This is a genomic window from Shinella sp. (genome assembly GCF_052438155.1).
Taxonomy (GTDB): domain Bacteria; phylum Pseudomonadota; class Alphaproteobacteria; order Rhizobiales; family Rhizobiaceae; genus Shinella.
In genome coordinates this window covers 1-26,256 of record NZ_JBQVPI010000014.1, presented here as the reverse complement: position 1 = coordinate 26,256, position 26,256 = coordinate 1, and the positions used below count along the sequence as shown (strand labels likewise).

The 26,256-nt window shown below is 62.1% G+C and carries 27 protein-coding genes; 20 read left to right on the top strand and 7 right to left on the bottom strand.

The genetic code is table 11. The features are described from left to right. Positions 1–155 precede the first annotated feature (155 nt). Genes bcsA through bcsN form a run of 4 tightly spaced genes read left to right on the top strand, consistent with a single transcriptional unit; the run spans position 156 to position 7,701 of the window. On the top strand, positions 156–2,411 hold the full coding sequence (gene bcsA, locus ACT6VE_RS22230; RefSeq protein WP_444800607.1) for a UDP-forming cellulose synthase catalytic subunit: 2,256 nt from the start codon (positions 156–158) through the stop codon (positions 2,409–2,411). Beyond that, a complete protein-coding gene (locus ACT6VE_RS22225; protein WP_444800606.1) occupies positions 2,404–4,761 on the top strand; it encodes a cellulose biosynthesis cyclic di-GMP-binding regulatory protein BcsB in 2,358 nt (785 codons plus the stop codon). Before bcsA ends, ACT6VE_RS22225 begins: the two co-directional genes overlap by 8 nt. Continuing rightward, the gene (locus tag ACT6VE_RS22220; RefSeq protein WP_444800605.1) at positions 4,758–6,737 is read left to right on the top strand and encodes a hypothetical protein; all 1,980 of its coding nucleotides are present in this window, start codon (positions 4,758–4,760) and stop codon (positions 6,735–6,737) included. Before ACT6VE_RS22225 ends, ACT6VE_RS22220 begins: the two co-directional genes overlap by 4 nt. 7 nt (positions 6,738–6,744) lie before the next feature. Continuing rightward, on the top strand, positions 6,745–7,701 hold the full coding sequence (bcsN, locus tag ACT6VE_RS22215; RefSeq protein ID WP_444800604.1) for a cellulose biosynthesis protein BcsN: 957 nt from the start codon (positions 6,745–6,747) through the stop codon (positions 7,699–7,701). 3 nt (positions 7,702–7,704) lie between these two features. On the opposite strand, the gene ACT6VE_RS22210 is transcribed toward bcsN, so the two are convergent. Continuing rightward, on the bottom strand, positions 7,705–8,586 hold the full coding sequence (locus ACT6VE_RS22210) for a LysR family transcriptional regulator (protein WP_444800603.1): 882 nt from the start codon (positions 8,584–8,586) through the stop codon (positions 7,705–7,707). A gap of 105 nt (positions 8,587–8,691) precedes the next feature. Between ACT6VE_RS22210 and ACT6VE_RS22205 the strand changes: the two genes are divergently transcribed. From ACT6VE_RS22205 to ACT6VE_RS22195, 3 genes are all read left to right on the top strand, one after another. Further along, positions 8,692–10,188: a CoA-acylating methylmalonate-semialdehyde dehydrogenase gene (locus ACT6VE_RS22205; protein ID WP_444800602.1), complete on the top strand. Its 1,497-nt coding sequence runs from the start codon at positions 8,692–8,694 to the stop codon at positions 10,186–10,188. Between the two features lie 137 nt (positions 10,189–10,325). Then, the gene (locus tag ACT6VE_RS22200) at positions 10,326–11,417 is read left to right on the top strand and encodes a YjgN family protein (protein ID WP_444800601.1); all 1,092 of its coding nucleotides are present in this window, start codon (positions 10,326–10,328) and stop codon (positions 11,415–11,417) included. Further along, a complete protein-coding gene (locus ACT6VE_RS22195) occupies positions 11,407–12,483 on the top strand; it encodes a M48 family metallopeptidase (protein ID WP_444800600.1) in 1,077 nt (358 codons plus the stop codon). The genes ACT6VE_RS22200 and ACT6VE_RS22195 overlap by 11 nt, the downstream gene beginning before the upstream one ends. Before the next feature lie 55 nt (positions 12,484–12,538). On the opposite strand, the gene ACT6VE_RS22190 is transcribed toward ACT6VE_RS22195, so the two are convergent. Continuing rightward, a complete protein-coding gene (locus tag ACT6VE_RS22190; RefSeq protein ID WP_444800599.1) occupies positions 12,539–13,582 on the bottom strand; it encodes a Fe(3+) ABC transporter substrate-binding protein in 1,044 nt (347 codons plus the stop codon). 178 nt (positions 13,583–13,760) lie between these two features. On the opposite strand from ACT6VE_RS22190, the gene rirA reads away from it, so the two are divergent. Next, a complete protein-coding gene (rirA, locus tag ACT6VE_RS22185) occupies positions 13,761–14,225 on the top strand; it encodes an iron-responsive transcriptional regulator RirA (protein WP_444800598.1) in 465 nt (154 codons plus the stop codon). A 19-nt stretch (positions 14,226–14,244) separates the two neighbouring features. Here the strand turns inward: rirA and ACT6VE_RS22180 are convergent, their stop codons facing one another. Then, complete coding sequence (locus ACT6VE_RS22180) at positions 14,245–14,652, bottom strand: response regulator (RefSeq protein WP_444800597.1); 408 nt, start codon at positions 14,650–14,652, stop codon at positions 14,245–14,247. Positions 14,653–14,809: 157 nt separating this feature from the next. After that, a complete protein-coding gene (locus ACT6VE_RS22175) occupies positions 14,810–15,532 on the bottom strand; it encodes a helix-turn-helix transcriptional regulator (protein ID WP_444800596.1) in 723 nt (240 codons plus the stop codon). A gap of 491 nt (positions 15,533–16,023) precedes the next feature. On the opposite strand from ACT6VE_RS22175, the gene ACT6VE_RS22170 reads away from it, so the two are divergent. The 7 genes from ACT6VE_RS22170 to ACT6VE_RS22140 all read left to right on the top strand — a co-directional run bounded on the left by ACT6VE_RS22170 (position 16,024) and on the right by ACT6VE_RS22140 (position 22,320). Beyond that, on the top strand, positions 16,024–17,619 hold the full coding sequence (locus ACT6VE_RS22170) for an ABC transporter substrate-binding protein (protein WP_444800595.1): 1,596 nt from the start codon (positions 16,024–16,026) through the stop codon (positions 17,617–17,619). A gap of 103 nt (positions 17,620–17,722) precedes the next feature. Beyond that, positions 17,723–18,727 (top strand): ABC transporter permease subunit, encoded by a 1,005-nt coding sequence (locus tag ACT6VE_RS22165; RefSeq protein WP_444800594.1) that lies wholly within the window; start codon positions 17,723–17,725, stop codon positions 18,725–18,727. An 11-nt stretch (positions 18,728–18,738) separates the two neighbouring features. Continuing rightward, on the top strand, positions 18,739–19,647 hold the full coding sequence (locus tag ACT6VE_RS22160) for an ABC transporter permease subunit (protein ID WP_444800593.1): 909 nt from the start codon (positions 18,739–18,741) through the stop codon (positions 19,645–19,647). Next, positions 19,647–20,501, top strand: a complete 855-nt coding sequence (locus ACT6VE_RS22155) for an ABC transporter ATP-binding protein (protein ID WP_444800592.1) — start codon at positions 19,647–19,649, stop codon at positions 20,499–20,501. The genes ACT6VE_RS22160 and ACT6VE_RS22155 overlap by 1 nt, the downstream gene beginning before the upstream one ends. Then, complete coding sequence (locus ACT6VE_RS22150; protein ID WP_444800591.1) at positions 20,498–21,328, top strand: dipeptide ABC transporter ATP-binding protein; 831 nt, start codon at positions 20,498–20,500, stop codon at positions 21,326–21,328. Before ACT6VE_RS22155 ends, ACT6VE_RS22150 begins: the two co-directional genes overlap by 4 nt. A gap of 12 nt (positions 21,329–21,340) precedes the next feature. Then, the gene (locus tag ACT6VE_RS22145; RefSeq protein ID WP_444800590.1) at positions 21,341–21,856 is read left to right on the top strand and encodes a gluconokinase; all 516 of its coding nucleotides are present in this window, start codon (positions 21,341–21,343) and stop codon (positions 21,854–21,856) included. A 119-nt stretch (positions 21,857–21,975) separates the two neighbouring features. Then, positions 21,976–22,320 carry a RidA family protein gene (locus tag ACT6VE_RS22140; protein ID WP_160857445.1) on the top strand — a complete coding sequence of 115 codons (345 nt, stop codon included), beginning with the start codon at positions 21,976–21,978 and terminating at the stop codon, positions 22,318–22,320. Between the two features lie 50 nt (positions 22,321–22,370). Here the strand turns inward: ACT6VE_RS22140 and ACT6VE_RS22135 are convergent, their stop codons facing one another. Continuing rightward, entirely contained in the window at positions 22,371–23,171 is an 801-nt protein-coding gene (locus ACT6VE_RS22135; protein ID WP_444800589.1) for a response regulator, read from the bottom strand. A gap of 149 nt (positions 23,172–23,320) precedes the next feature. Between ACT6VE_RS22135 and ACT6VE_RS22130 the strand changes: the two genes are divergently transcribed. Next, positions 23,321–23,518 carry a NepR family anti-sigma factor gene (locus ACT6VE_RS22130; protein ID WP_160857443.1) on the top strand — a complete coding sequence of 66 codons (198 nt, stop codon included), beginning with the start codon at positions 23,321–23,323 and terminating at the stop codon, positions 23,516–23,518. Between the two features lie 78 nt (positions 23,519–23,596). Here the strand turns inward: ACT6VE_RS22130 and ACT6VE_RS22125 are convergent, their stop codons facing one another. Together ACT6VE_RS22125 and ACT6VE_RS22120 are read right to left on the bottom strand one after the other, a co-directional pair. Next, a complete protein-coding gene (locus tag ACT6VE_RS22125; protein WP_444800588.1) occupies positions 23,597–23,857 on the bottom strand; it encodes a YMGG-like glycine zipper-containing protein in 261 nt (86 codons plus the stop codon). Between the two features lie 29 nt (positions 23,858–23,886). Continuing rightward, positions 23,887–24,039 carry a DUF3309 family protein gene (locus ACT6VE_RS22120; RefSeq protein ID WP_160857441.1) on the bottom strand — a complete coding sequence of 51 codons (153 nt, stop codon included), beginning with the start codon at positions 24,037–24,039 and terminating at the stop codon, positions 23,887–23,889. 188 nt (positions 24,040–24,227) lie between these two features. Here ACT6VE_RS22120 and ACT6VE_RS22115 point away from each other — a divergent pair, with 188 nt between their 5' ends. The 4 genes from ACT6VE_RS22115 (at position 24,228) to ACT6VE_RS22100 (ending at position 25,864) form a co-directional block, all read left to right on the top strand. Beyond that, entirely contained in the window at positions 24,228–24,566 is a 339-nt protein-coding gene (locus ACT6VE_RS22115; RefSeq protein ID WP_444800587.1) for a hypothetical protein, read from the top strand. Between the two features lie 82 nt (positions 24,567–24,648). Next, positions 24,649–24,846, top strand: coding sequence for a CsbD family protein (locus ACT6VE_RS22110; protein WP_444800586.1), 198 nt, complete (start codon positions 24,649–24,651; stop codon positions 24,844–24,846). Between the two features lie 225 nt (positions 24,847–25,071). Then, entirely contained in the window at positions 25,072–25,236 is a 165-nt protein-coding gene (locus ACT6VE_RS22105; protein ID WP_023514833.1) for a DUF1328 domain-containing protein, read from the top strand. 127 nt (positions 25,237–25,363) lie between these two features. Continuing rightward, positions 25,364–25,864, top strand: a complete 501-nt coding sequence (locus tag ACT6VE_RS22100; RefSeq protein WP_444800585.1) for a TIGR00645 family protein — start codon at positions 25,364–25,366, stop codon at positions 25,862–25,864. Positions 25,865–26,256: the final 392 nt, after the last annotated feature.

Sequence of the window (26,256 nt, the reverse complement as noted above, 5' to 3'; positions counted from 1 at the left end):
AAACCCTTCCTTTACCACGCCAGCGGTGGCAGTCCCGATTTGGCACTGCATTAGCAATCCGTTGACCAATGAATCCCTAGGGTCTCACCTGTTCCTGTGTGGGACCGGTCCGCATGACGCGCTGCCGCGATGCAAATGGGGTTCTTCAAATGCACATGACGTGCGTCAAATGGCTGGCGATTCCCGCCGGCATGTTCGGGCTGTTCCTTCTCTGGCTGCCACTCAGCCTCCAGGCCCAGCTTGTTCTCAGTTTCGCCGTGCTCGGCGTGATGTTCCTGGCGATGACGCGCCCGAAGAACACCACCCTCCGGCTCGTCACCTTCACCTTTGCCGGCATCCTCGCCATGCGCTACGCATTCTGGCGCACGACGGAAACGCTGCCGAGCATCCATGAACCGCTGAACTTCATCCCCGGCCTGATCCTGTATCTCGCGGAGATGTACTGCCTTGCCATGCTGGCGATCAGTTTCTTCATGCTGGCCGACCCGTTGAAGCGCAACGCGCCGGACCTCGGCGATGCGGCGGACCTGCCGACGGTCGACGTCTTCATCCCGTCCTACAACGAGGAGCCGGAACTGCTGGCCGGCACGCTCGCCGCCGCCAAATCGCTGCACTATCCGAAGGACAAGCTGAACGTCTATCTGCTGGATGACGGCGGCACCGAGGCCAAGCGCAACCACAAGGACCCGCGCATCTCGATCGCCGCGATCCGCCGCCACGAGCAACTGAAGGCGCTCTGCGCCTCGCTCGGCGTGCACTATCACGCCCGCAAGCAGAACGACCACGCCAAGGCCGGCAATCTCAACGAGGGCCTGAAGGTCTCGAGCGGCGAACTGGTCGTCGTCTTCGATGCCGACCATGCGCCGGTGCGCGAATTCCTGCGCGAGACCGTGGGCTTCTTCGCCAAGGACAAGAAGCTCTTCCTCGTCCAGACGCCGCACTATTTCCTGAACCCGGATCCGCTGGAAAAGAACCTTCAGACCTTCGCGCGCATGCCGTCGGAAAACGAGATGTTCTATTCGATCCTGCAGCGGGGGCTCGATAAATGGAACGCGTCGTTCTTCTGCGGTTCGGCGGCTGTGCTGCGCCGTGCGGCACTCTCGGCGGCCAACGGCTTCTCCGGCCAGTCGATCACCGAGGATTGCGAAACGGCCTTGGCGCTGCATTCAAAGGGCTGGCACAGTCTTTATGTCGACAAGCCGTTGATCGCCGGCCTCCAGCCGGAGACCTTCGTCTCCTTCATCGGCCAGCGCGCGCGCTGGTGCCAGGGCATGTTGCAGATCCTCATCCTGAACCGGCCGTTCCTGGCCAAGGGCCTGACCTTGGCCCAGCGTATCTGCTATGCCGGCATCAACCTGTTCTGGCTGTTTCCGCTGTCGCGGCTCGCCTTCGTCTTTTCGCCGCTGCTCTACATTTTCTTCTCGCTGGAAATCTACCAGGCGAACATCCTCGAATTCGCCTCCTATGCGGTGACCTACCTCATCGGCTCCTTCGCCATGCAGAGCTACCTCTACGGTCGCGTGCGCTGGCCCTGGGTCTCCGAGCTTTATGAATATGTCCAGTCGGTGCTGCTGTTCGGCTCGATCGTCAGCGTCATCCGCAACCCGCGAAAGCCCACCTTCAACGTCACGGCCAAGGGCCAGACGCTGGATCGCAGCATGCTGTCGCCGCTCGCCCGGCCGTATTTCATCATCTTCTTCGTGCTGCTGGCCGCCGCTCTCTATTCCGGTTACCGCTTCCTGACGGAACCGGTCGCCACCGAACTCCTGACCATCGTCGCCGGCTGGAACCTCATCAATCTCGGCCTTGCCGGCGCAGCGCTCGGCGTCGTGGCCGAGCGGCGGGAGTTGCGCCGCAACCAGCGCCTTCCCGTCAAGCGCCACGCGCTGATGAAGGTGGATGGCAAGCTCAAGAACATCATCATCCAGGATGCGTCCTCTGGCGGCATCTCGGTGGAGTTTGTCGAGCAGGCGCCGGAGATCGACCTCGACACCCCGCTCGAAGCGACGATCCAGTTGCGCCGTGCCGGCCAGATCATCGCCTTCGACGTGATCTGCCGCTCCAGCCGCGGTGCAGGCGAAGGCACCGTCTACGGCTTTGCCTACAAGGAACGCACGCCCGAAACCTTCATGGCGATCGCCGAGCTCATGTATTCGGACCAGGCGGTCCTGCAGGAGCGGCTGGTGCGCCGCCAGGTGCGCCACAGCTTCTTCTGGGGCACCTCGCGCTTCGCTCTCTGGAGCATCCGCGAGACGCTCCGCGCGCTCCGCTATTCGGCCGGCCTCATGCGCGAAAACGCCGTCAAATCCTTCGCCGACGCCCCCATCGTGGTGAAGGAAAACAATGCGCAGATCCCCGGCCGCGCCACGGAGCTGCCGCCGGTCCTCACAGGAACCCAGGCCTATGGCTAAGCCCACTTTTTTTACAACGCTGACGCTCGCTCTCCTCATCGCTTTGGCCGGCAGCGGCCGGGCGGAAGGGCTTGTGGCAGACGCCGTCAAGCCGCTGCTTGAGGGCACCGCGCTCAGCGGCGGCCTGCTGCCGCAACCCGTGGCCACAAAAAAGATCGAGCCGGCTGAAGGCGTGGCGGGCATGCTCGTGCCCTTCGAGCAGGCGTCGGATGCCTTCACGCTGTCTGGCGAGGATGACGTCGCCACCTTCACCTTCGCGCTCGATGGCCCGCAGGTTTCCGCCGGCGGCACGCTGAACCTCGCCTATATCAATGCCGTCTCCGTACTGCCGGATACCGCGATGATGGATGTGGAGGTAAACGGCCGCGACCTCGGCGGTTTTGCCATCGCCTCGCCGAACCGGACGCTGACGGAAAAGATCGCCGTTGCATCCGAGTTTCTCAAGGCCGGCCGCAATGTCGTGCGCGTCCGCGCCCGGCAGCACCATCGCGTCGATTGCTCGCTGGATGCCACTTACGAGCTCTGGACGAAGCTCGATCCGGCACTGAGCGGCTTCGCATCAGGCGCGTCGTCGGCCTTCGCCGATTTTGACAGCCTGCTCGCCGTACGGCGCAATGCAGAACACCGCACGGATATCCGCGTCGTCGTTCCCGGTGCGCTGAGTGCCGAAGCGCTGAACGAGGTCGCTCCGGTGCTGCAATCCCTCATCCTCTTTCTCGATCGTGATGACGTGACGGTCTCCGTCGCCGACAAGCCGGGCACGGGTCCAGGCATCGATCTCGTCATGGCGATGGACCGGAACGGTGGCGCGACGCTCGCCAAGCTTGGCTTCGCACCGGCCGCACGCGGACTTTCCGTGCAGGCCGGCGCATCCGCCGATCGGGCAGCCGTCATCCTGCGCGCGGCCAATCTCGGCGACGTCAACGCGACCGTTCTTGCGGCCGTGAAGGGACCGATGGCCGATGGACTGAAGACCGGTATCTTCGAGAAGGGCAGGGGCGTGCTGTCCGTCGATGCCGGCGAGCGGCGCACGCTGAGGGAGGCGGGCTATGAGACCCGTGTCTTCTCCGGTCGCCTGTCGCGCACGGATTTTGCCGTGGAAATGCCGGCGGACTTCTATCCCGCCGAATATGCGACGCTCGACCTTCGCCTCCACGCTGCAACCTCGCCGGGGCTGGAGCAGACCGCGCAGCTCCTCGTGCGCGTCAACGACAGGGTCGTCAAAAGCTATCCCTTCCGCAACCGCGAGGGCGAGCAGTTCGACGGCAAGCGCATCGAGCTGCCGCTGCGTGCCTTCCGGCCGGGCGTCAACCGTGTCGAGCTTCTGGCAGAGCTGCCGATGGCGGCGGATGCGAGCTGCCGGCCGGAAGAGCGCGACGACGGCAAGCCGCGCTTCATCCTGCTCGACACGACCGCAATCGAGGTGCCGGCGCTCGCCCGCCTCGGCCGCCTGCCGGATCTGGCGGCCCTTGCGGGCAAGGCCTATCCCTATGGCGGCGGAAAGCCGTTTGACCTCGTCATCGACCGTGCGGACGACCAGTCCGTCGGCGCGGGTCTAACCCTTCTCTCGCGCCTTGCGCTATCCGCCCGTGCGCCGCTGAACGCGAAGATCGCCATCGGCATGCCTTCCGAAGGCACGGACCGTGACGCGCTTGTCGTGTCGTCCCAGAACGATTTTGCCGACCTCGGTTCTGCCGACAAGGCGGCCTTCCCGAATGCCACGGATATCAATGCCTCCGTCGCTGACCTCCTCAGACCAGACCCGGTCGTCACCGCCTCGGTTTCCGATGGTGCTCGCGGCACGGGTGACGACACGGCGGACCTTCTCCAGGCCTTCCACAATTCCACCGCACAGCAGGAGGACGACCTGTCTTTCAGCGCACGTACGCAGCGCTGGCTTTCCGCCGCGTCGACGAATTTTGGCCGCTGGCTGAACTATCAGGGGGACGAAGGCCCCCGCGTCGCGCCCCACGGCGAGGGGTCCCTGGTGACGCTGTCGCAGATGCACGCACCCGATGGCAATGCGACCTGGACGGTGATCAAGGCAAATTCTCCACGCGACCTCGACGCCGGCGTGCAGCGTCTCGTCGACCCCACGGTCTGGCGCGATCTGGAGGGCGGCACGGCAACGATCGAGACCGCGGGCCTGTCGCTTGTCAGCCTGCCGGCGGCGGAGCGTTACGTCGCCGGCCTGACCGACCGCAGCCCCGGCAACCTGCGCCGGATCGCGGCCGCTTGGTTCTCCGATAATTTCCAGATTTACGTGCTGCTCGTGCTCGCCAGCCTCGGCGCCTTCGCCGCCTGGCTGGGGCTGGTCGTGCCGCGCAAGGGCGTGAGGTCCGATAAATGAGAACGCTGTTTCTTTCCACCCTGCTTGCCGGCTCCACGGCGCTTGCCCCGCTGGTCCTGGCCGCCGATACCAAGGCCGGTCCCGGCGACGTCGAACTGGCGGCGCTCTACTATTATGCCGAACAGCAGCAGCAGGACCGGCTCGAAGCCGAGACGAACCGGCTGCGCCAGAAATATCCGGATTTCGTCGTGCCGGCCGATGTCTACTCGCCAGCAGCACGGCAGATGGACGAAAGCGCACTCTGGACGCTCTACGAGAAGAACGACTTCATCGGCATCGAAGCGGAGATCGGCCGCCGCCGCTCTGAAAACCCCGAGTGGCTGCCGAGCGAGGATTTTTCCGGCAAGCTCGCCCGCCGCAAGCAACGCGTCGAGATGATGGCCGCCACCGCCCGCAAGGATTGGATGGGTGTCATAGAGGCCGCCAAGGCACTTGATCCGGCGAGCGAGCAGGAAATCGATCTCGTCTGGATGCTGCTCGACGCCTATGCCGAGACCGGTGCGAAGGATGCACTTACCAAGGTCTATCGTGGCCTGCTCTTCCGGGAGGGTGACAAACGCCTGCCGGACCAGCAGATCCTGACCACATTGCAAAAATCCACGCGGGATTTTTCCTCCGAGGACGTGCGCAAGGCGATGGGCGTGCTGGCCGTGTCGCCGATGCTGCAAGCCGGTCTCCAGCCAGTCGAACTCGACCTGACGCGCAAGGACGTCGCGGACTTCAATGCGGATGAAAAACGCCAGACGCCGGTCGCCGAAGAAGAAGTCGGCAAGCTGCGCGCGGTGGCGGACAAGGGCGAGCGCCTCGAAGACCTGTCGCTGCTCGGCTGGTACGACCTGAAGCTGAAGGCCCCGCAAAACTCCGAGCGCTGGTTCAAGGCAGCACTTGCAAATCGTCGCGACGAAGAGAATGCCAAGGGCCTCTATCTCTCGCTGGCCGCCCAGAACAAGCAGGACGAGGCCTATGCGATCGCGGAGGACTATATCTCGGAGTTTGCCGACAATCCCGAATTCTTGATGAACGCGCTGTCGCTGCGCTTTTCCAAGCCGGACCAGCCGGATGCGGACGTGAAAACCGTGACGGCCTACAGCAATGCCATCCTTGCGACATCGAATGCCGACCACGCGGAAATCCTCGCCTGGTACGCCTACAATTCCCGCCAGTACGAAGCATCGAAAGCCTGGTTCCTGAAATCGCTGGATTGGGAAAGCACGCCGGTCCGCGTCAAGGGCCTCGCGCTCAGCCTCATGCGCCTTGGTGAGAAAACCGATTACGCGGCGCTGGAGGCGGAGTATCGCGACATCTATCCGGATATCTGGGCGGAGATCAAAATCGCGACACCGCCGAAGGCCCGTCGCAGCGTGGCCGTCGAGACGCCGGTTGTGGTGTCGACATCGGCAAAAGGCAGCGTTGGCGGTGGCAACGGCTATTTCGCGCATTTCAAGGCGAAGCGCTTCAGCGCCTGCATCAAGGATATCGCCAATCTGGAATCGCGCGGGGCTGTCTCGGCCGACGCCATGCTCATCAAGGGCTGGTGTCATCTTGAGCTGAACCGCATCGCGGACGCCCGCAACGCCTTCGAGGCCGCGCTCGGCAACAGCCGCACCCAGCAGGATGCAGCTTACGGTGCAGCCCTCACCCTGCTGCGCGGCCGCCTGACGGACGATGCGGAGGCGATGATCGCGATGTATCCGCTGTCGGAAAAGCGCGAGCGGGAAGTGCGCGCCGAAATCTACTGGCAGCGGGCGCGCTCGGCTTTCGATCACAAGCAGTACCAGCGTGTGCTCGATGCCCTGAACGCGCGCGCCAGCCTCGTCGCCGAGCCGGCCGATCTCAGCCAGTTGCGCGGCTGGGCCTATTACCATCTCGGCAACCGCAGCCAGGCACAGGCCGTCTTCACCCGGCTGAACATGCACCTCTACGATCCCGCGGCCGCGCGCGGTCTTGCCGTCTCCTCCGCCGTTTCGACCCGATAGGATCCCCATGCGCTGGCTGCTTGTCGCCACAATCCCGTTTCTCATCGCCGGCTGCACCGCCGTACCAGACCCGTTCCTCGAAACCGGTGCTATCCGGCCGGATGCGCCGCCGCTCTCCACGGAGGTCTCCCCGGACTTTGCGGCGGCCTATCTGCCGTCGATCGCGGGTCGCATCGAAAGCGTGCGCCAGACGTCGCGCGCCGATTTCTTCGAGCAGAAGATCGTCTACACCAACGCCACGGCATCCGCCGGCGAAAACCTGCTGACCGTGCGCGTCGGTACGCCCTCGGAGGGTATGGTCTTCCTGCGGGCGCCGACACGCAGCGCAATTCTTGCCGAGATGCGGCAGGCGCTGCCGGGCGTTGCGATGGCAATCAATGCGGCGCCCGGGCAGAACCTGCACGGCGTCTACGGCTATGCCACCGGCCCGCTCGGCAAGGCTGGAAGCTGTGTCTACGCTTGGCAGTTCGCCAAGCGTGTTTCGCCAGTGCGCGGGAGTGCTATGGGCCGGCTCGGCGCAGGCAGCTATTCTGCGCAGGTGCGTCTGCGCTTCTGCCATCCGACCCTGCCGCAGGAGCGCCTCGCCATGCTGATGGATGGCATGCGGCTGAAACCGGTGACGCGCGAAACGTTCGACATGCTGAGCTATGCCGGCGGTAGTGGCTCCATGCGAAGCCAGCCGGTGCTGGCGCGTGCCGAGCCGGCCGTGATCCTTGACGACAGCGTCGAGGTGGAGCCGCGCCGCACGCCCAAGCGTCGCGTCGTGGAGGAAAAGCGCAGGGAAGAACCGGCCGTCATCCGCAATGCCGTTCGCGTCCCGCTACCGGGCGAGACTGTGGAGGAGAAGGTAAAGGTCGCGGTGACCGAGAAGCCGGCTGAAACGTCCGGGGACAAGGCGGGGACACGCGTGAAAAGCGCGCTGGTGCCGATGCCCGAAACGACGTCGCTGACCGAAGCCGACTGAGGCTCAAAGAAAGATGTCGTGCTCCTGCCGCACGATTTCCTGCACGAATTCCGCTACGGTGCGCACGCGGGCGAGGTCGCGTGCGCTTTCATGCCAGGTCGTCCAGTAGGCGCGGCGGATCGAAGTGGCCGGCAGAAGCCGCACCAGTTCGCCATATTGCCGGGCGATATAGTCATGCAGGATGCCGATGCCGGCGCCGGAGCGCACGGCCTCCGTCTGGCCCGTGGCGCTGGAAATTTCGAAACCGGCATCCCAGCTGCGCATGATCTCGCCGGTGAAATTGAGCGAGGCGGTGAAGATCAGGTCTTCCACGTAGCCGACGCGTCGATGGCCCTTGAGGTCCTCGACGCTTTCCGGCGTGCCGTTTTCCTTGAGATAATCGCGCGAAGCGTAGAGGCCGAGCGTGTAGTCGGTCAGCTTGGACGAGACGAGGCGGCCCTGTTCCGGCCGTTCCAGGGTGATCGCAATATCCGCCTCGCGCTGCGACAGCGAGAAGGACCGCGGCACCGGCACGAGCTGGATTTTCAGCTCCGGATGCCGCGCCGTCAGCCGCCCGAGGCGGGGAGCAAGAAAGGACACGCCAAAACCGTCCGGTGCGCCGACGCGCACGGTGCCGGCGACGGCCGTGTCGATGCGGCCGATGCTCGCCTGGGCCGCCAGCATCTCCGTCTCCATGCGCTCGGCGGCACGCAGAAACACCTCGCCCTCTGCCGTGAGGTCGCAGCCATTGGTGCGGCGGATGAGAAGCCGCGTCTTCAAGGCCTCTTCCAGAGCGCTTACGCGACGGCTCAGCGTCGCATGGTTGACGCCGAGGCGGCGCGAGGCGGCGAGGATCTGGCCGGTGCGGGCAACGGCCAGGAACATGCGTGCGTCATCCCAGTTCATTTCCGCCTCCGACTTTAATTTTTGCACAACGGTTCCTTATCCGAGGTGATTGAGTTGTGCAAATTGAAGTGCGATGATCCCCTCATAACAACGGAGGAGCTCCCCATGTACGAGATCGGCCATTTCATCCACGGCAAGAAGGTCGCCGGCATCAGCGGCCGCACCGCGAACGTCTTCAACCCGGCGACGGGCGAAGTTCAGGCGACGGTTGCACTTGCCAACGACGCCGACCTGCAGGCCGCGATCGACAGCGCGCTTTCCGCGCAGCCGAAGTGGGCCGCCACCAACCCGCAGCGCCGCGCCCGCGTCTTCATGAAGTTCGTCGAGCTTCTGAACCAGAACATGGACGAACTGGCCGTCCTGGTGTCCCGCGAGCACGGCAAGACGGTCGAAGACTCCAAGGGTGACGTCATCCGCGGCCTCGAAGTCTGCGAATTCGTCATCGGTATCCCGCATCTCATGAAGAGCGAGTTCACCGAAGGCGCCGGCCCGAACATCGACATGTACTCGATCCGCCAGCCGGTCGGCATCGGCGCGGGTATCACGCCGTTCAACTTCCCGGGCATGATCCCGATGTGGATGTTTGCACCGGCCATCGCCTGCGGCAACGCCTTCATCCTGAAGCCCTCCGAGCGCGACCCGTCCCTGCCGATCCGTCTTGCCGAACTGATGATCGAAGCAGGCCTTCCTGCCGGCATCCTCAACGTCGTCAACGGCGACAAGGGTGCGGTCGACGGCATTCTGGCGCATCCGGATATCGCTGCCGTGTCCTTCGTCGGCTCCACGCCGATCGCCCGCTACGTCTATGGTACGGCTGCTTCCAACGGCAAGCGCGCCCAGTGCTTCGGTGGCGCGAAGAACCACATGATCATCATGCCCGACGCCGATCTCGACCAGGCCGCCAACGCCCTGATGGGCGCGGGCTACGGCTCGGCCGGCGAGCGCTGCATGGCGATCTCGGTTGCCGTTCCGGTCGGCGAGGAAACCGCCAACCGCCTGATCGAAAAGCTGACGCCGATGATCGAAAGCCTGCGCATCGGTCCGTATACCGATGACAAGGCCGACATGGGCCCGGTTGTCACCAAGGAAGCCCAGGCCCGCATCCTCAGCCTCATCGACAAGGGCATCGAGGAAGGCGCCAATCTCGTCGTCGATGGCCGCGGCTTCAAGCTCCAGGGTTATGAAGACGGCTACTTCGTCGGTGGCTGCCTGTTCGACAACGTCACGCCGGACATGGAAATCTACAAGACCGAAATCTTCGGCCCGGTCCTCTCCGTCGTTCGCGCCAAGAACTATGAAGAAGCCCTCGACCTGCCGATGAAGCACGAATACGGCAACGGCGTCGCGATCTACACCCGTGACGGCGACGCTGCCCGCGATTTCGCCAGCCGCATCAACATCGGCATGGTCGGCGTCAACGTTCCGATCCCGGTTCCGCTGGCCTACCACTCCTTCGGTGGCTGGAAGTCCTCGTCCTTCGGCGACCTCAACCAGCACGGCACGGACTCGATCAAGTTCTGGACGCGCACCAAGACGATCACCAGCCGCTGGCCGTCCGGCATCAAGGACGGCGCCGAGTTCGTCATGCCGACGATGAAGTGATCCTTCTGGATTGAATATTGAAAGGGCTCCCATCGGGAGCCCTTTTTGCATTGCCCCTTTTTTGTGCTTTGCGAAGAATAGGGGCGAAGCCCGGCCCGTTTACCCCTCGTGTTCTATGCATTTGGAAGGGGCAAACTATGTCATTTGCAGAATCGGCGCGGCCCGCAGGACAGGCGGGCGGCTTCCACCGGATTGCGTTTACCGGCAAGGCATCCGAATATTTCGGCATCTGGATCGTCAATGTGCTTTTGACGATCATCACGCTCGGCATCTATTCTGCCTGGGCAAAAGTCCGCCGCAACCGTTATTTCTACGGCAATACCGTGCTGCTCGGCCGGTCTTTTGAATATCACGCAAAAGGGCTGCAGATCCTCATCGGCCGCCTGATCGTGCTCGGCGGCTTCGTGGTGTTGAACGTGATCGCCGCACTCGTTCCGATCCTCGTGCTGCTTCCGACCCTTGTCGTGCTGATCGCGCTGCCGTGGCTCGTCGCCAAGGGCCTGCGCTTCAGCGCCCGCGTCACCAGCTACCGCAATGTGCGTTTCGATTTCGTCGGCGGTGCGGGCGGTGCGTTCAAGGCCTTCATCCTGGGTGGCCTGCTCGCCGTCATCACCATCGGCATCCTGACGCCGCTCGCCAGCCGTTGGATCGCCCGTTATGTCGGCTCAAACCTGCGCTATGGCGGCAAGGCCTTCGAGACCGACCCCAAGCTAGGGGCGCTCTACAAGTCCTGGCTTCTGTCATTCCTGATCGCGCTCCTCGGCCTCGGCATCATCGGCCTCCTCGTCCTCATGAACCTTTCGCTCATCCTGCCGATGATCGAGACACCCGGGTCACTGACGCCTGAACAGCAGATCCCGCTCATCTTCAGCGCGGTTCTCGGCTACATCGTGCTTTTTGCCACCTTCGGCATTGCCGGCCTGTTCTACAAGGCGGGTGTACGCAACGTCACCTGGTCGGCCACGACCTTTGATGGCCAGCACCAGCTGATGAGCGACGTGTCGCGCACCCGCTACACCTGGATCGCCATTTCCAACGTCATCGTTACGCTTCTTACCTTCGGCCTCATGCGGCCCTGGGCAGCGGTGCGCATGGCGCGCTATACCTGGGAACATACCGGCGTCACCTTCACGGGCGATGTCGGCGAGCTGTTCAATCGGATCGAGGCACAGGGTTCGGCCGTCGGCTCGGAATTCATGGACTTTGAAGGGTTTGATTTTGGCTTCTGACAATGCCGCAATCGCCGGTGGGGAATGGCACCCCGCCGGCTCAAGCCGCTCGGTCGAGGCACGCCTCATCGAGCGGGCCGGGGAGATTGCCGTCGTACCGGTGGGAGGCGAAAAGCCACTCGCTGGTGCGGGCCTCTCCTGGGTGGAGATTTCCGGCCGCGTCGGTTCCATCCCCCGCCGGGTAACGTTCCCGGACGGCTCGATCTTCGAGACCTGGGACAATGACGGCATCGACCGTTACCTCGCGGCACGGGGCAAGGGCGGTGCCGGCATCGTGCACTGGCTGGAGCAGTTCCGCCTGCGCCTCATCGTGATCGTGCTGCTGGCCTTCGTGCTGGGCGGAGCGGTCTATCGCTGGGGCGTGCCGGCGCTCGTCGAAGTGGCGATCGCCACGACGCCGCCGATCGTGCCGCAGCTCATGGCGAAGGGCACGCTCGAAGCGCTCGACCAGACGACCTTCTCGCCGACCAAGCTGTCCGATGGTCGTCGCAAGGAAATCGCCGACGGTTTCGCGCGCATCGCCGGGCAGTCACCGCGTGGTGCTGGCGCCTACAGTCTCAATTTCCGCGACGGCGGGCTGATCGGGCCGAATGCTTTTGCGTTGCCGGATGGCACGCTCGTCATCACCGACCAGCTCGTCACCCTGGCGGGGGGCGATACGGAAATGGTCATCGGCGTGCTGGCGCACGAGATCGGCCATGTCGAGCTGGAGCATAGTCTCCGGCAGTTCTACCGCGCCGCCGGCATGACCGGCCTGATCATGCTGATCGCCGGCGATGTCGGCTCGGCCGTCGAGGACGTGCTGGTGCAGGGCGGCGGCCTGTTGGCACTCTCCTATTCCCGCAGTGCCGAAGCCGAAGCCGATCGCCGGTCCGTCGAACTGATGGCGAAAGCCGGCTACGACCCGACGGCAATCGCCCGCTTCTTCACGCTGCTGGAGGAAAAGCTCGGCGACAAGTCGGATACCAATATCCTTTCCACCCATCCGGGCACGCCGCAGCGCAAGAAGGAAATTACCGACTATGCCCGGATCATTTCCGGCCAGTCGGATCCGGACCTTCAGTAAATGAAAACGGCGGCCCGAGAGCCGCCGTTTCCGTGTTTGCCTTGGGATGCTGGTATTACTGCGACGGGCCGTCGTTGTAGCCGACCTTGTCGACGAGTTCGGAGGCCTTCTTGCGGTTAGCCGCGATGTCGACGAGCGGCAGGGCATCCGCCTTCAGCGTGCCGAAGGACTTGACGATCTCCGAAGGCTCGGCACCCGGCAGGACCGGATATTCGTAGACCTGCTCGGCATAGATTTTCTGTGCGTTGCCGGCCGACAGGAATTCCATGAGCTTCACGGCATTGTCCTTGTTCGGCGCGTTCTTGGCGAGCGCCATGCCGGACACGTTGACGTGGCTGCCGCGGTCGCCGGCATTCGGGAAGAGCACCTTGATGGCAGCCGCCCAGTCCTTCTGCTCCGGCTCCTTCTCGTTGGTCAGCATGAGACCGACATAATAGGAGTTGCCGAGCGCCAGGTCGCATTCGCCGGCGAGGATCGCCTTGGCCTGGTCGCGGTCGCCGCCGTCTGGCTTCTTGGCGAGGTTGTTCTTCAGGCCCGTCAGCCACTTTTCCGCTTCGGCTTCGCCGTGATGGGCGATCATCGAGGCGGTGAGGCCGATATTGTAGGAGTGCTGGCCGTCACGGGTGCAGATCTTGCCCTTCCACTTGGGGTCGGCAAGCTCCTCGTAGGTGATCTCGTTCTGCGCGACGCGGTCCTTCGAGGCGTAGACGACACGCGAGCGCGTGGTAAGGCCGAACCAGCTGCCATCCGGATCGCGGTACTGCGCCGGGATGTCCTTGTTGATGGTGTCGTTCTGGACCGGCTGCGTGACGCCACCGTCCTTGGCCTCGGTGAGGCGCGCGATATCGACCGTCAGGATAACGTCGGCCGGCGAGTTCGCGCCTTCCGCCTGGATGCGTTCCACGAGCCCCTTGTCGAGGAAGAGCACATTGGTGGTGATGCCGGTTTCCTTGGTGAATTCTTCGAGCAGCGGCTTGATCAGGTCCGGCTGGCGATAGGAGTAGATGTTGACTTCGCCGTCTGCGTGAGCCGGTACGGCAAGGGCCAGACCAGCGGTCGAGAGAGCAAGGGCGGCGAGGGACGTCTTGAGCAGTTGCATGGGGTCCTCCTAGTGCGTTTATTCCTGACTGCTAAAGTCGTGTTTAACGGCTTGCCCCTCGCAGTCAACCATGCGACCACTGACATAACATGAATGTGATTTTCCGCTTTTTGGAATTGTTCTAAACGGCGATCCGTCCTATATGTGTTCGGACTTAAAACCGGATTCGGAGTTCCCGATGCGCCTGACGAAACAAACCAACTATGCCGTGCGCATGTTGATGTACTGCGCGGCGAACGGTGACAAGCTCAGCCGCATTCCGGAAATCGCCCGGGCTTATGGCGTCTCGGAGCTTTTTCTGTTCAAGATTCTCCAGCCGCTCACCAGGGCCGGTATCATCCAGACGGTGCGCGGCCGCAACGGCGGCGTGCGCCTGCCGCGACACGCCAGCGAAATCACGCTGTTCGACGTGGTTCGGGTGACGGAAGATTCCTTCGCCATGGCGGAATGTTTCGAGGCGGGTGAGGTCGAATGCCCGCTGGTTGACAGCTGTGGTCTCAATGCAGCGCTGCGCAAGGCGCTGAACGCCTTCTTCGAAGTGCTCCAGCAGTATACGATCGATGATCTCGTCAAGGCGCGCCCGCAGATCAGTTTCCTGCTCGGCCTGGAAATCGCGCCGATCACCCAGCAGCCGGCGGCCTGAGAACGCGTAGCGCCGGTTATTATTGCCCGGCGCTGACGTCCCGCTTCACATATTCCTGCAGAATGAATTCGACGGCCGTCGGATCGAGTTCGGCTTTGTCGATGCGGAAATCGACGCCGTAGTCGTCGATCTTCTGGAAGTAGGCGTCGCTGATCGAAGACGAGATCACCCCGACCGGGCCGATATAGCCGTTGCGCCGCAGTTCCGGTACGGTTTCCCGGAAATCCGCCTGCGGCTGGAGCCGGTTGTCCATCAGGATCATATCCAGTGCTGCGTCGGACGAACGGATGAAGCCGAGCGCGTCCTCTACCGTCTCCACATAGTGCAGCTTGATCGCATAGCTCGTCACCTTGCGCATCATGGCGCTGAGGATGAGGTTTTCAGCAGGATCGTCATCGACGAGCAGGATATGCACTTGTGCTGGCATGGCGGTAGCTGAACCTGATTGCGTCGAAGCGGCAGCCGGAGACCGGACAAGCCGCGTTTACTGTCATCCACGCCACGTTCATTAACAAGTCCCTAACTTTGCTATCGCAAGGAATTGTTCCATGGCGCCGCTATGCAGTGTGGTGGTCCTGAGCGCGCTATTGGATGATCTGCTCGCGGATCGCCTTGGCGACCATCTGCGTGCGGTTCACCACGTCGAGTTTCTTGAGAATGGTCGCGGTATGCGAATTCACGGTGTGCTCGGAGACCGAGACGATGAGGGCGATTTCGCTCGCCGTCTTGCCGTAGGAAATCCAGCGCAGGATTTCCGTTTCGCGCGGCGTTAGCCCCATGCCCGCCTTGTTGGCGAGGACCTGCCGGTGGAAATAGTCGAATGCGCAGTTCGCCTCGTAGCAGATCTCCAAATGCTCGGTGCGGCCGATGTCGCCCCCGTCGCCCAGAAACAGCACGATATAACGCGTGCCGGCGACGGAGTGCACCGGAATGGAGAGCGCCATGTCGAAGCCGATCTGATCGATGAAGTCGGCGCCCTCGGCGGACGAGCCGTTATGCGCATGGTCGGAGGCTTGCCAGACGGTCGAAATCGTCGATTTGTAGAAGCTTCTGAAGAGAGCGGAATCGTTGAGCCGGTGGCGCTTGTCATAGGTTTCGGCAAGCCCGGCCGGAAGATCGTGCAACACGAGGCGGGTGGCAAGCGCGCTGGTCTCGTGCTCATTCATCAGCTGGAGCACACCGAAGTGCTCGAAGCCGTAGCGCAGTGCCATCGTATGGAAGATGCGAAAGAAATCGACGCGATTGAGCGCCTTCTCCAGATCGTCTTCAAAATCGTATCTTCTATAATGTCGGTTCAGTACGGCCACGTGGCCTCCCACCCCCCAAGATTCCACGTAATGCAATCTAGCGCCGCAATCTCTGGCGGCAAAGGGTTTTGCGGGACAATTTCGCGACGGCTCGGCATTTTCCGGCCGATTGCGCGATAACTCGCTGATAGGAAAGGGGAAATAAAAAAGAGGGGCTGTCCTCCTTTTTGCCGTCTCGCTCCGCCGCCACGGTGCGAGACGACGAAGGACAGCCCCTCTTACCTCGTTGCCGGCTTATGACACGGCGGCCTGAGCGTCGCTATCAGGGCAGGTGGGGATTGACAGGGGTTTCCGCGGTCGATTCGCATCGCTTTTTCACGGTTCCTAATGCTGTGGAGAATAGTGTTCTATGGTTTTTTCCGAATGGACAAATTTGTTCGCAGACTTATTGCAATCCTGCGGCAAATGTCGTTCCATCCGCGCAAGCCGGGGCTGGAAATGCACCCGAGCCCGTAACAAGAGAACAAAAAAGCAAATCTGGGAAGCTCACTATGAAAAAGCTGACTACTCTTATCGCTGCGACGGCGCTTGCCTCGCTGATGGCGTCTGCCGCCTGGTCGAAGACCTTCGTATATTGCTCGGAAGCGTCGCCGGAAGGTTTTGACCCCGGCCTCTACACGGGCGGCCAGACCTTCGATGCGGCTGCGCACACTGTTTATAACCGGCTGGTGGAATTCAAGCGCGGCACGACTGAAATCGAGCCTGCGCTGGCCGAAAGCTGGGACATTTCTGCCGATGGCAAGGAATACACCTTCAAGCTCCGCAAGGGCGTGAAGTTCCAGACGACCGAGTATTTCACGCCGACGCGTGAGCTGAACGCCGACGACGTGATCTTCTCGTTCGAGCGCCAGTACAAGGCTGACAATCCGTGGAACAAGTACGTACCGGGCGCGTCCTGGGAATACTTCTCCGGCATGGGCCTGCCGGATGTGCTCGACAAGGTCGAGAAGGTCGATGACCTGACGGTCAAGATCACGCTGAAGCGCCCGGAAGCGCCGCTGCTCGCAAACCTCGGCATGCCCTTCATCTCGATCGTATCGAAGGAATATGCCGACAAGCTGCAGGCTGACGGCAAGATGGAGCTGATGAACCAGCAGCCGCTCGGCACAGGTCCGTTCACCTTCGTCGCCTACCAGCCGGATGCCGCCATCCGCTACAAGGCAAACCCGGATTACTGGGGTGGCAAGCAGAAGATCGACGATCTCGTCTTCGCGATCACCACGGATGCTGCCGTTCGCGCACAGAAGCTGAAGGCCGGCGAATGCCACCTGATGTCCTATCCGAACGCTGCCGACGTTGCCGAGCTGAAGGCCGATCCGAACCTGCACATCTCCGAGCAGGCCGGCCTCAACGTCGCCTACCTCGCCTACAACACGCTCGTAGCCCCCTTCGACAAGGTCGAGGTCCGCAAGGCCATCAACATGGCGATCAACCGCCAGGCCATCGTCGACGCGGTCTTCCAGGGTGCTGCAACCGTTGCCAAGAACCCGATCCCGCCGACCATGTGGTCGTATAACGACGCCGTCGTGGACGACAAGTTCGATCCGGAAGCCGCCAAGAAGATGCTTGAGGATGCCGGTGTATCGGGTCTCAAGATGAAGATCTGGGCCATGCCCGTCGCGCGTCCGTACATGCTGAACGCCCGCCGTGCAGCAGAACTGATGCAGGCTGACCTTGCCAAGGTCGGCGTCGAAGTCGAGATCGTCTCCTACGAATGGGCCGAATACCTGAAGCTCTCGTCTGCCAAGGACCGCGACGGCGCGGCCATCCTCGGCTGGACCGGTGACAACGGCGATCCGGACAACTTCCTTGACACCCTGCTCGGCTGCGACGCTGTCGGCGGCAACAACCGTGCACAGTGGTGCAACAAGGAATTCGACGACCTGATGACGAAGGCGAAGGAAACCGCCGACATTGCACAGCGCACGAAGTTCTATGAAGAGGCCCAGGTCATCTTCAAGCGCGAAGCGCCGTGGAACACGCTCGACCATTCGCTCGCCGTCGTTCCGATGAGCAAGAAGGTTTCTGGCTTCGTCCAGTCTCCGCTTGGTGACTTCGTCTTCGAAGGCGTGGACATCGCCGAGTAATATCGGCTACGAAAAAAGGCACGCCGCAAAGAGCGTGTAATGGCCGGCGGCTCGAAGACATTCGGGCCGCCGGTTTTTCTAAAGAAAGAAGGGATTGGCTCCCATGTTGCGCTTCATCTTCGGACGGCTCTCCGTCCTGATACCCACGTTCCTCGGGGTATCGCTGATCGCGTTCTCCTTCATTCGACTTCTGCCGGGCGATCCGGTGATGCTGATGTCGGGCGAACGCGTCATGTCTCCGGAACGACATACCGAGCTGATGAACCAGCTCGGCCTCGACCGGCCGATGTACATCCAGTATTTCGACTATCTCGGTGGTCTCCTGACCGGTGACTTCGGCTCGTCGATCGTCACCAAGCGGCCGGTTCTTGATGATTTCATGAACCTGTTCCCGGCGACGCTGGAACTCTCGCTCTGCGCCATCATCGTCGCGGTCCTTCTCGGCATTCCGGCCGGCGTCTTCGCCGCGGTGAAACGGGGGACCTGGCTCGACCAGTCTCTGATGGGCGTCGCGCTCATAGGCTATTCGATGCCGATCTTCTGGTGGGGCCTGCTGCTCATCATCGTGTTTTCCGGCTATCTCGGCTGGACACCGGTCTCGGGACGCATCTCGCTGATGTACTTCTTCCCGCAGGTCACCGGTTTCATGCTGATCGACAGCCTGATTTCGGGGCAGCCCGGCGCCTTCAAATCGGCGGTGAGTTACCTGATCCTGCCGACCGTCGTGCTTGCGACGATCCCGCTCGCGGTCATCGCCCGCCAGACCCGTTCGGCCATGCTCGAAGTGCTCGGTGAGGACTATGTCCGCACCGCCCGCGCCAAGGGGCTTTCGCCGTTCCGGGTCGTCGGCGTGCATGCGCTGCGCAATGCGATGATTCCCGTCATCACCACGATCGGCCTGCAGGTCGGCGTGCTCTTGGCGGGCGCCATCCTTACCGAGACGATCTTCTCCTGGCCGGGCATCGGCAAGTGGATGGTCGATAGCGTCTTCAAGCGCGACTATGCCGTGGTGCAGGGTGGCCTGATGTTGATCGCTGCCGTCATCATGATCGTCAACCTCGTGGTGGACCTGCTTTACGGCTGGGCCAATCCGCGTATCCGGCACTAGGAGGCGATCTCATGAGTGCAGTTCAAAATACGACCGAGGTCAAGACGGGCGGCACGCCGCCCTCCGGCCTCTCCGAATTCTGGTTCTACTTCTCGCGTAACAAGGGCGCCGTCATCGGCCTCGCGTTCTTCGCGGTGATCCTGTTCGTGGCGGTCTTCGCGCCCATCGTCGCGCCGCACAGCCCGAGCGTCCAGAACCGCGAACTCCTTCTTCTGCCGCCGGTCTTCCAGGAAGGCGGCATGTGGGCACATATTCTCGGCACCGACGCCGTCGGCCGCGATATCCTCTCGCGCCTCATCTACGGCGCGCGCTTCTCGCTGTTCATCGGCCTCGTCGTCGTGACGCTGTCGGTGGTCTCGGGCGTGCTGATCGGTCTCGTCGCCGGTTATTTCCGCGGCAAGGTCGATACCGTCATCATGCGCGTCATGGATATCATCCTGGCGTTCCCCTCGCTGCTGCTCGCCCTCGTGCTGGTGGCGGTTCTGGGGCCGGGCCTGCTTAATGCCATGATCGCCATCTCGCTCGTCAACCAGCCGCACTTCGTGCGCCTGACGCGCGCGGCCGTGATGACGGAAAAGACCAAGGACTATGTCATCGGCTCGAAGGTCGCCGGCGCGGGTACGCTCCGCCTGATGTTCCTGACGATCCTGCCGAATTGCCTGGCGCCGCTCATCGTGCAGGCGACGCTCGCCTTCTCGGCGGCGATCCTCGACGCGGCAGCCCTCGGCTTCCTCGGCATGGGCGCCCAGCCGCCGACGCCTGAATGGGGCACGATGCTCGCCGAAGCGCGCGAATTCATCCAGCGCGCCTGGTGGGTCGTGACGTTCCCGGGCCTTGCCATCCTCATCACCGTGCTGGCCATCAACCTGATGGGTGACGGCCTGCGCGACGCCCTCGATCCCAAGCTGAAGAGGTCGTGATGTCGCTTCTCGAAATCAAAAACCTCACCGTCGAATTCCAGACGGCCACCGGTCCCTTCCGCGCCGTGGACGGCGTTTCGCTCAAGGTCGACGAGGGCGACGTGCTCGCCATCGTCGGCGAATCCGGTTCGGGCAAGTCGGTCTCCATGCTCGCCGCGATGGGGCTTCTGCCCTGGACGGCGAAGGTGACGGCCGACGTGCTCACCTTCAACGGTCGCGACATGCAGGCCATGTCGGACCGCGAACGGCGCAAGATCATCGGCAAGGACATTGCCATGATCTTCCAGGAGCCGGTCGCCAGCCTCAATCCCTGCTTCACGGTCGGCTTCCAGATCGAGGAAGTGCTGCGCATCCATACGGATCTGAACCGCAAGGCACGCCGTGACCGGGCAATCGAACTGTTCCAGTCGGTCGGTATTCCAAACCCGGAAGAGCGCCTCGGCCATTTTCCGCACCAGCTGTCGGGCGGCCAGTGCCAGCGTGTGATGATCGCGACGGCCCTTGCCTGCAATCCGAAGCTGCTGATCGCCGACGAGCCGACCACCGCTCTCGACGTGACGATCCAGAAGCAGATCCTTGACCTGCTGATGAAGCTCCAGGCCGAATACGGCATGGGCCTCATCATCATCACCCATGACATGGGCGTCGTGGCCGAAACGGCAGATCGCGTGATCGTGCAGTACAAGGGCCGTCAGATTGAATCGGCCGATGTGCTGTCGCTCTTCGAAAACCCGAAGAGCGTTTACACCAAGGCCTTGCTGTCGGCGCTTCCGGAAAATGCGGTGGGCGGACGCCTGCCGACGATCACGGAAAAGCTGACCGATGCCGAGATTTTTGCGGGAGCCATGCGATGACCCCAGTTCTCGAAGCGCGCAATCTCAAGCGCGACTACCAGATCCCCGGCAGCATGTTCAAACCGGGCAAGACAGTTCACGCCGTCAAGGGCGTGAGCTTCAAAGTCGAGGAAGGCAAGACGCTCGCCATCGTCGGCGAAAGCGGCTGCGGCAAGTCCACCCTTGCCCGCATGGTCACGATGATCGATCCGATCACCGAAGGCGACATGCTGATCGATGGCCGCAAGGTCGATATCGCCAGCGAGCCGCTGACGTCGGAAATGCGCAGCAAGGTGCAGATTGTCTTCCAGAACCCCTATGGTTCGCTCAATCCGCGCAAGAAGATCGGCGATATCCTGACGGAACCGCTGATCATCAACACCAAGATCCCGGCGGACGAGCGGCGCGATCGCGCCATGGCCATCCTGAAGAAAGTCGGGCTGGAGGAGAAACATTACGGGCGCTACCCGCACATGTTCTCCGGCGGCCAGCGCCAGCGCGTGGCGATCGCCCGCGCGCTGATGCTCAACCCGCGGCTTCTGGTTCTCGACGAGCCGGTTTCGGCCCTTGACCTCTCGGTCCAGGCCCAGGTGCTGAACCTGCTCGCCGACCTGCAGGACGAGTTCCACCTGACCTACGTCTTCATCAGCCACGATCTGTCGGTCGTGCGCCACATCGCGAACGACGTGATGGTGATGTATTACGGTGAAGCGGTGGAATATGGCAGCCGCGACCAGGTTTTTGACGATCCGCAGCACAGCTACACAAAAACCCTCTTCGCCGCGACGCCCCGCGTCGACGTGGACGCTATCCGCGCCCGCATCGAACGGCGCAAGCGCGTCGCCTGAGGACGTGACGCGATGACGAACGCCCGCGCGATCGTCATCATGGGCGTTTCCGGTTGCGGCAAGACCTCGGTCGCCGAGGGCCTTGCCGCAGCCCTTTCCGCCGCCTTCATCGAAGGCGACAGCCTGCATCCCGCCGCCAATGTCGAAAAGATGTCCAAGGGCATCCCGCTCACGGATGACGATCGCTGGCCCTGGCTCGACACGATCGGCCGCGCGATGGCGGACACACTGCACGACGGCAAGAGCGTCGTCGTTTCCTGCTCCGCCCTCAAGGCGGTCTACCGTGATCGCCTGCGGCAAGCCGCCGGCGGTGCACTCGCCTTCGTCTTCCTCAAGGGCAGCCGCGCGCTGCTGATGGCCCGCATGGCGGCGCGCCGCGGTCACTTCATGCCCGCCAGCCTGCTCGACAGCCAGCTCGCGACGCTGGAAGATCCATCGCAAGAACCGGGCGTCGTGACCGTCGATATCGACGCGTCGATCGAACAGATCGTCGCGGCAGCGCTCGTCGGGCTGAAAGCGCTCAGCTAGCCTCGGAATTTGCCGCGGGCACTGGCATCTTTTCGCTGACAGCCCTATAGACGGCGGGCCTGCTGGCCATTGCGCGCCGGCGGCTTCCGAAAAATTCCGAGACGTGACAGGAACGAGACATGGACATCAAACGCTTTGAAACCGGCCCGCGCATGAGCCAGGCTGTCGTGCACAACGGAACCGTCTACCTGGCCGGCCAGGTCGGCGAAGCCGGTTCTGATGTCACCGAGCAGACCAAGCAGGCCCTGGCCGAAGTCGACCGCCTGCTGGCGCTCGCCGGTACGGACAAGACCCGCATCCTGTCCGCCCAGATCTGGCTTGCCGACATGGTCGATTTTCCGAAGATGAACGCTGTCTGGGATACCTGGGCGCCGCAGGGCCACACGCCCGCCCGCGCGACCGGCGAATCCAAGCTCGCCACGCCGGAATACCTGGTCGAAGTCATCGTCGTCGCCGCACTCTAAGCGCAAGCTGACAGCAGAAATGAAAAGGCCCGCTTTCGCGGGCCTTTTTGTTATGCGGACTTTGCGAGCCGCGCCTGTTCATCGAAGAACAGCGCCTGGCTGATCAGCGCCTTCACCATGTCCGGGTTGAACGGCTTCGTGACGAGGAAAGCTGGTTCCGGCTTTTCGCCGGTCAAAAGCCTTTCCGGGAAGGCGGTGATGAAGATCACCGGGATCGTGCTGTTCTTCAGGATGTCGTTGACGGCATCGATGCCCGACGAGCCGTCGGCCAGCTGGATATCCGCCAGCACCATGCGCGGCGAGGTTCGGTGATAGAGCTCGACCGCTTCCGAATGGGTGCGTGCGATGCCGGTCACGTTGTGGCCGAGGCCTCTCACCATGTCCTCGATGTCCATGGCGATCAGCGGCTCGTCCTCGATGATCATGATGTCGGTCGCGACCTGGCTGGAGATGTCGCGCGATGCCTCGTCGAGCAGGATGGCGAAGCGTTCTTCCGAAACGTCGAGAATGTCGGCTGCTTCACTCATGTCGAAGCCTTCGACGGCGACCAGCAGAAAAGCCTTGCGCGCTGCCGGCGGCAGGTTGGCGAGGTTGGCGGCTGCCTGCCGCTCCCAGCCGAAGGGCGAGGTGTTATCCGGCAGCGTCACATCGAGGTTCTCGAACAGCGTGCAATAGAGCCGGAAAAGCGCAATCCGGTCGTTACGATCCTCGGGGTAGATCGAGATATCGGAGACGAGCGCTTCCAGCATGGCGGCGACATAGGCATCACCGGATGTCTGGGAACCCGTGACGGCACGGGAAAACCGCCGCAGATAGGCGAGATGCGGTGCAATACGGGTGGAAAGTGACATTTAGTTCTCCCTGAATATGTTCCGCATCGGAACCGTTTCCGCTAGAGTTCATTATGCGGAAACCTATTGGTAGCATGCTAAGTCTGACTTGCTATTTGGAATCTTGGGCAAAAGGAAGATAGCGGGCGGCAGGCGATGGAAACAAGACCATGATCGAGCCCAGTAAAGATAAGAGACGCGGCAGCGGCAACGCCCCCGCCAAGGCTGCCTTTGACCCCAACGGTCCGATTGGCCGCAAGCTGAAATCCTTCTACGACGTCATAGAGACCGAGCCGGTGCCGAGCCGTCTGCTCGATCTTCTGGAAAAGCTTGACGAGGCCGAGAGCCGGGCCAAGGGCGGTTCCTGAAAACATCCGTTCTTCCCAGTTCCAGACGTCAAGAAACGGGCCATGAGGCCCGTTTCTTGTTTCGGGTGTGCGGTCCGCTTAGCGGCAACGGGCCTCGTAGCGGCGACCGTGGCGGTCGCGGTAGACGCAGTAGCCGTTACGGTCGGAGCGGGCGATCAGATAACCCGCTGCGCCGCCGATGGCAGCACCCGCAAGCGCGCCGCCGGCACGGCCGGTGACAGCCCCGCCGATGATGGCGCCGGAGGCCGCGCCGATCGCCGTGCCGCGTTCGGTCTGGCTGCACGCGCTAAGCGTGACCGTGGAGGCGATAAGGGCAAGAGCGATAAAAGTCTTCTTCATGGTTCCGGCTCCAGGAATGGGTTTCGGGATCAAATGCGTCCCATGAGGACGAGAATGAGAAGGATGACAACGATCAGGCCCAGGCCGCCAGACGGGCCATAACCCCAGCCGCGGCTATATCCCCAGTTCGGCAAGGCGCCGATCAGAAGCAGGATCAAAATCACGAGGAGAATGGTGCTCATCTACGCTTCCTTTCACGTCCGGCTCGCTATCGAGCGATGCGCCAATAACGGGCCGTGGTGGATTTTGTTCCCGACAATGTGACAACCGCGTCATCCGGGCACTCCGGCGGGCACTCCGGAACTTTTTTCGCGCCATGCCGTTTCCCGCCCAACCCGACACGGGGCCTGACACAGGGATGGAGAGTGGAATGGAACACATAGCCGCGATCATGCTTCTGGTCGGCTGCAGCCATGGCAGCCTTTCCTGTGAAGAATTGCCAGCGCCCCAGGTGGCGTTCGAAACCATGGAAGAGTGTCAGAGTGCATTGCCGACCGCATTGGGCGGCGCGGGTGTCGGCAAGCGCATCGTGCATGCGCGCTGCGCGGCGATCGATCCCGCCTGGATCGAGGAAGATGTCGAGATCAGCTGGAGCATGAGCCGTGAGAGTGGCCTTGAGGTCGAAGTCCGGCAGGTCAGCCCGCCCACGGATGGCATGATCGTCGCCGAAAACACCTATCGCGCAGAAGCCCCGGCAAGGCTGCACTGAACATCGTCAGGAACTTTTCCGACGCTGACAGGTTTTCCAGAGGTCAACGCCATCGCGTTCAATGAACAGAAAGGACAGTGACATGAACTGGGATATTATCGAAGGCAAGTGGACTGAATACAAGGGCAAGGCCCAGGCACAGTGGGGGAAGCTCACGGATGACGATCTCGATGTCATCAAGGGTCGCCGCGTCGAGCTTTCGGGCAAGATCCAGCAGCATTACGGTCTCGCCAAGGAGGAGGCGGAGCGGCAGATCGATGATTGGGCGCGCCATCACTAGGCACACGATCTCTTAGATCGGAATCGATTTGAGAAAAGAATTGTGCGCAGGAGTGATGGTCGCTGACCAACTCGATTACCGCTTATGTCGTCGCGGCCGAAAGGCCGCGGCGACATCGTTTCGTAGGGCAAGGGCCTATCACAAAAGCGGACGGTCCTTCCGAGGCTCCGGGAACCTTTCCCAAAGACCGTCGTTTCTCTTTCGGTACAAAGAAGGAGTTCGAAAATGCTCTATTATGCTGTTGTCTTTCTCGTGATCGCGCTTGTCGCCGGCCTTCTTGGCTTCGGTGGTATTGCCGGTGCATCCGCCGGTATCGCGCAGATCCTCTTCTTCGTCTTCCTGGCCCTTCTGGTCCTGTCGCTGATTGCAGGCCTGTTCCGCAGGGCGTGAGGACGGAGCTTCTCCAGAGGGGCGGCGTTTGCGAACGCCGCCCTTTTGCGAGATGAAGCTGGTCTTGCGGGCTTTAAGGGTATTGGTTAATCAGCGTTCACTATTTCGAATCCCTGGAGCCTGATCGATGAAGTCCCTCGAACTGCTGGTCGAACGCATCATCCTGTCTAGCCGCTGGATCCTGGTGGTCTTCTATCTCGGCCTTGTCGCGGCCCTTGCGGTCTATGCCGTCTCGTTCGCCTACAAGTTTGCCAAGGTGGCTATGAACGTCTTCGTCTTCGACGATGCGGAGATGATCCTCGCCATGCTTGCTTTGATCGACGCGGCCCTGGTCGCCAGCCTCATTCTTATGGTGATGATCGCGGGTTATGAAAACTTCGTCAGCCGTTTCGACGAGGCAGGGGATGACGTGTCCTTCCTTGGCAAGCTCGATTCCGGCAGCCTGAAGATCAAGGTCGCCTCGTCGATCGTCGCGATCTCGTCGATCCACCTGCTGCAGGTCTTCCTCAACGTGCAGCAATATACCGATGGCCAGCTGATGTGGCTGACCATTATGCACCTTGCCTTCGTGGTCTCGGCTTTGCTGCTCGGTTTCCTCGAACAGATCATGGGCAAGCTGAAGAGCTGATCACCGGCCGATTACCGGTAGGGGAGGGGCGCGGCGGATATCCGCCGGCGCCCTTTTTGTTTGGCGCAAAGTCAAGCGAAAACCGCCATCTTTCCCCGATGTTCGCCTTATGCACCGGGCCGTTCTGGGATGCCGGGCCGAATTGCCCCGTCCCACGGCGGGTTTCTATCGTCCGGACAAGATTTGGGTCTTGGTTTTGGTTCTTTGTTGGATGTTTTGGGGAAGTGTGTCGGGATGTTGAATAAGAAAGTTGTTTGATTTCAGTTGGTTGTTTGTTTTTTGATTTTTCTTGTTCCCCGCTGTTGACGTTGTGGGATTGGTGGGCTTATAACCCGCTCATCGAACGAGAGCGGCGGCGCTTCTGGCGGCCAACGAACTCGCTCTAGGGTTTC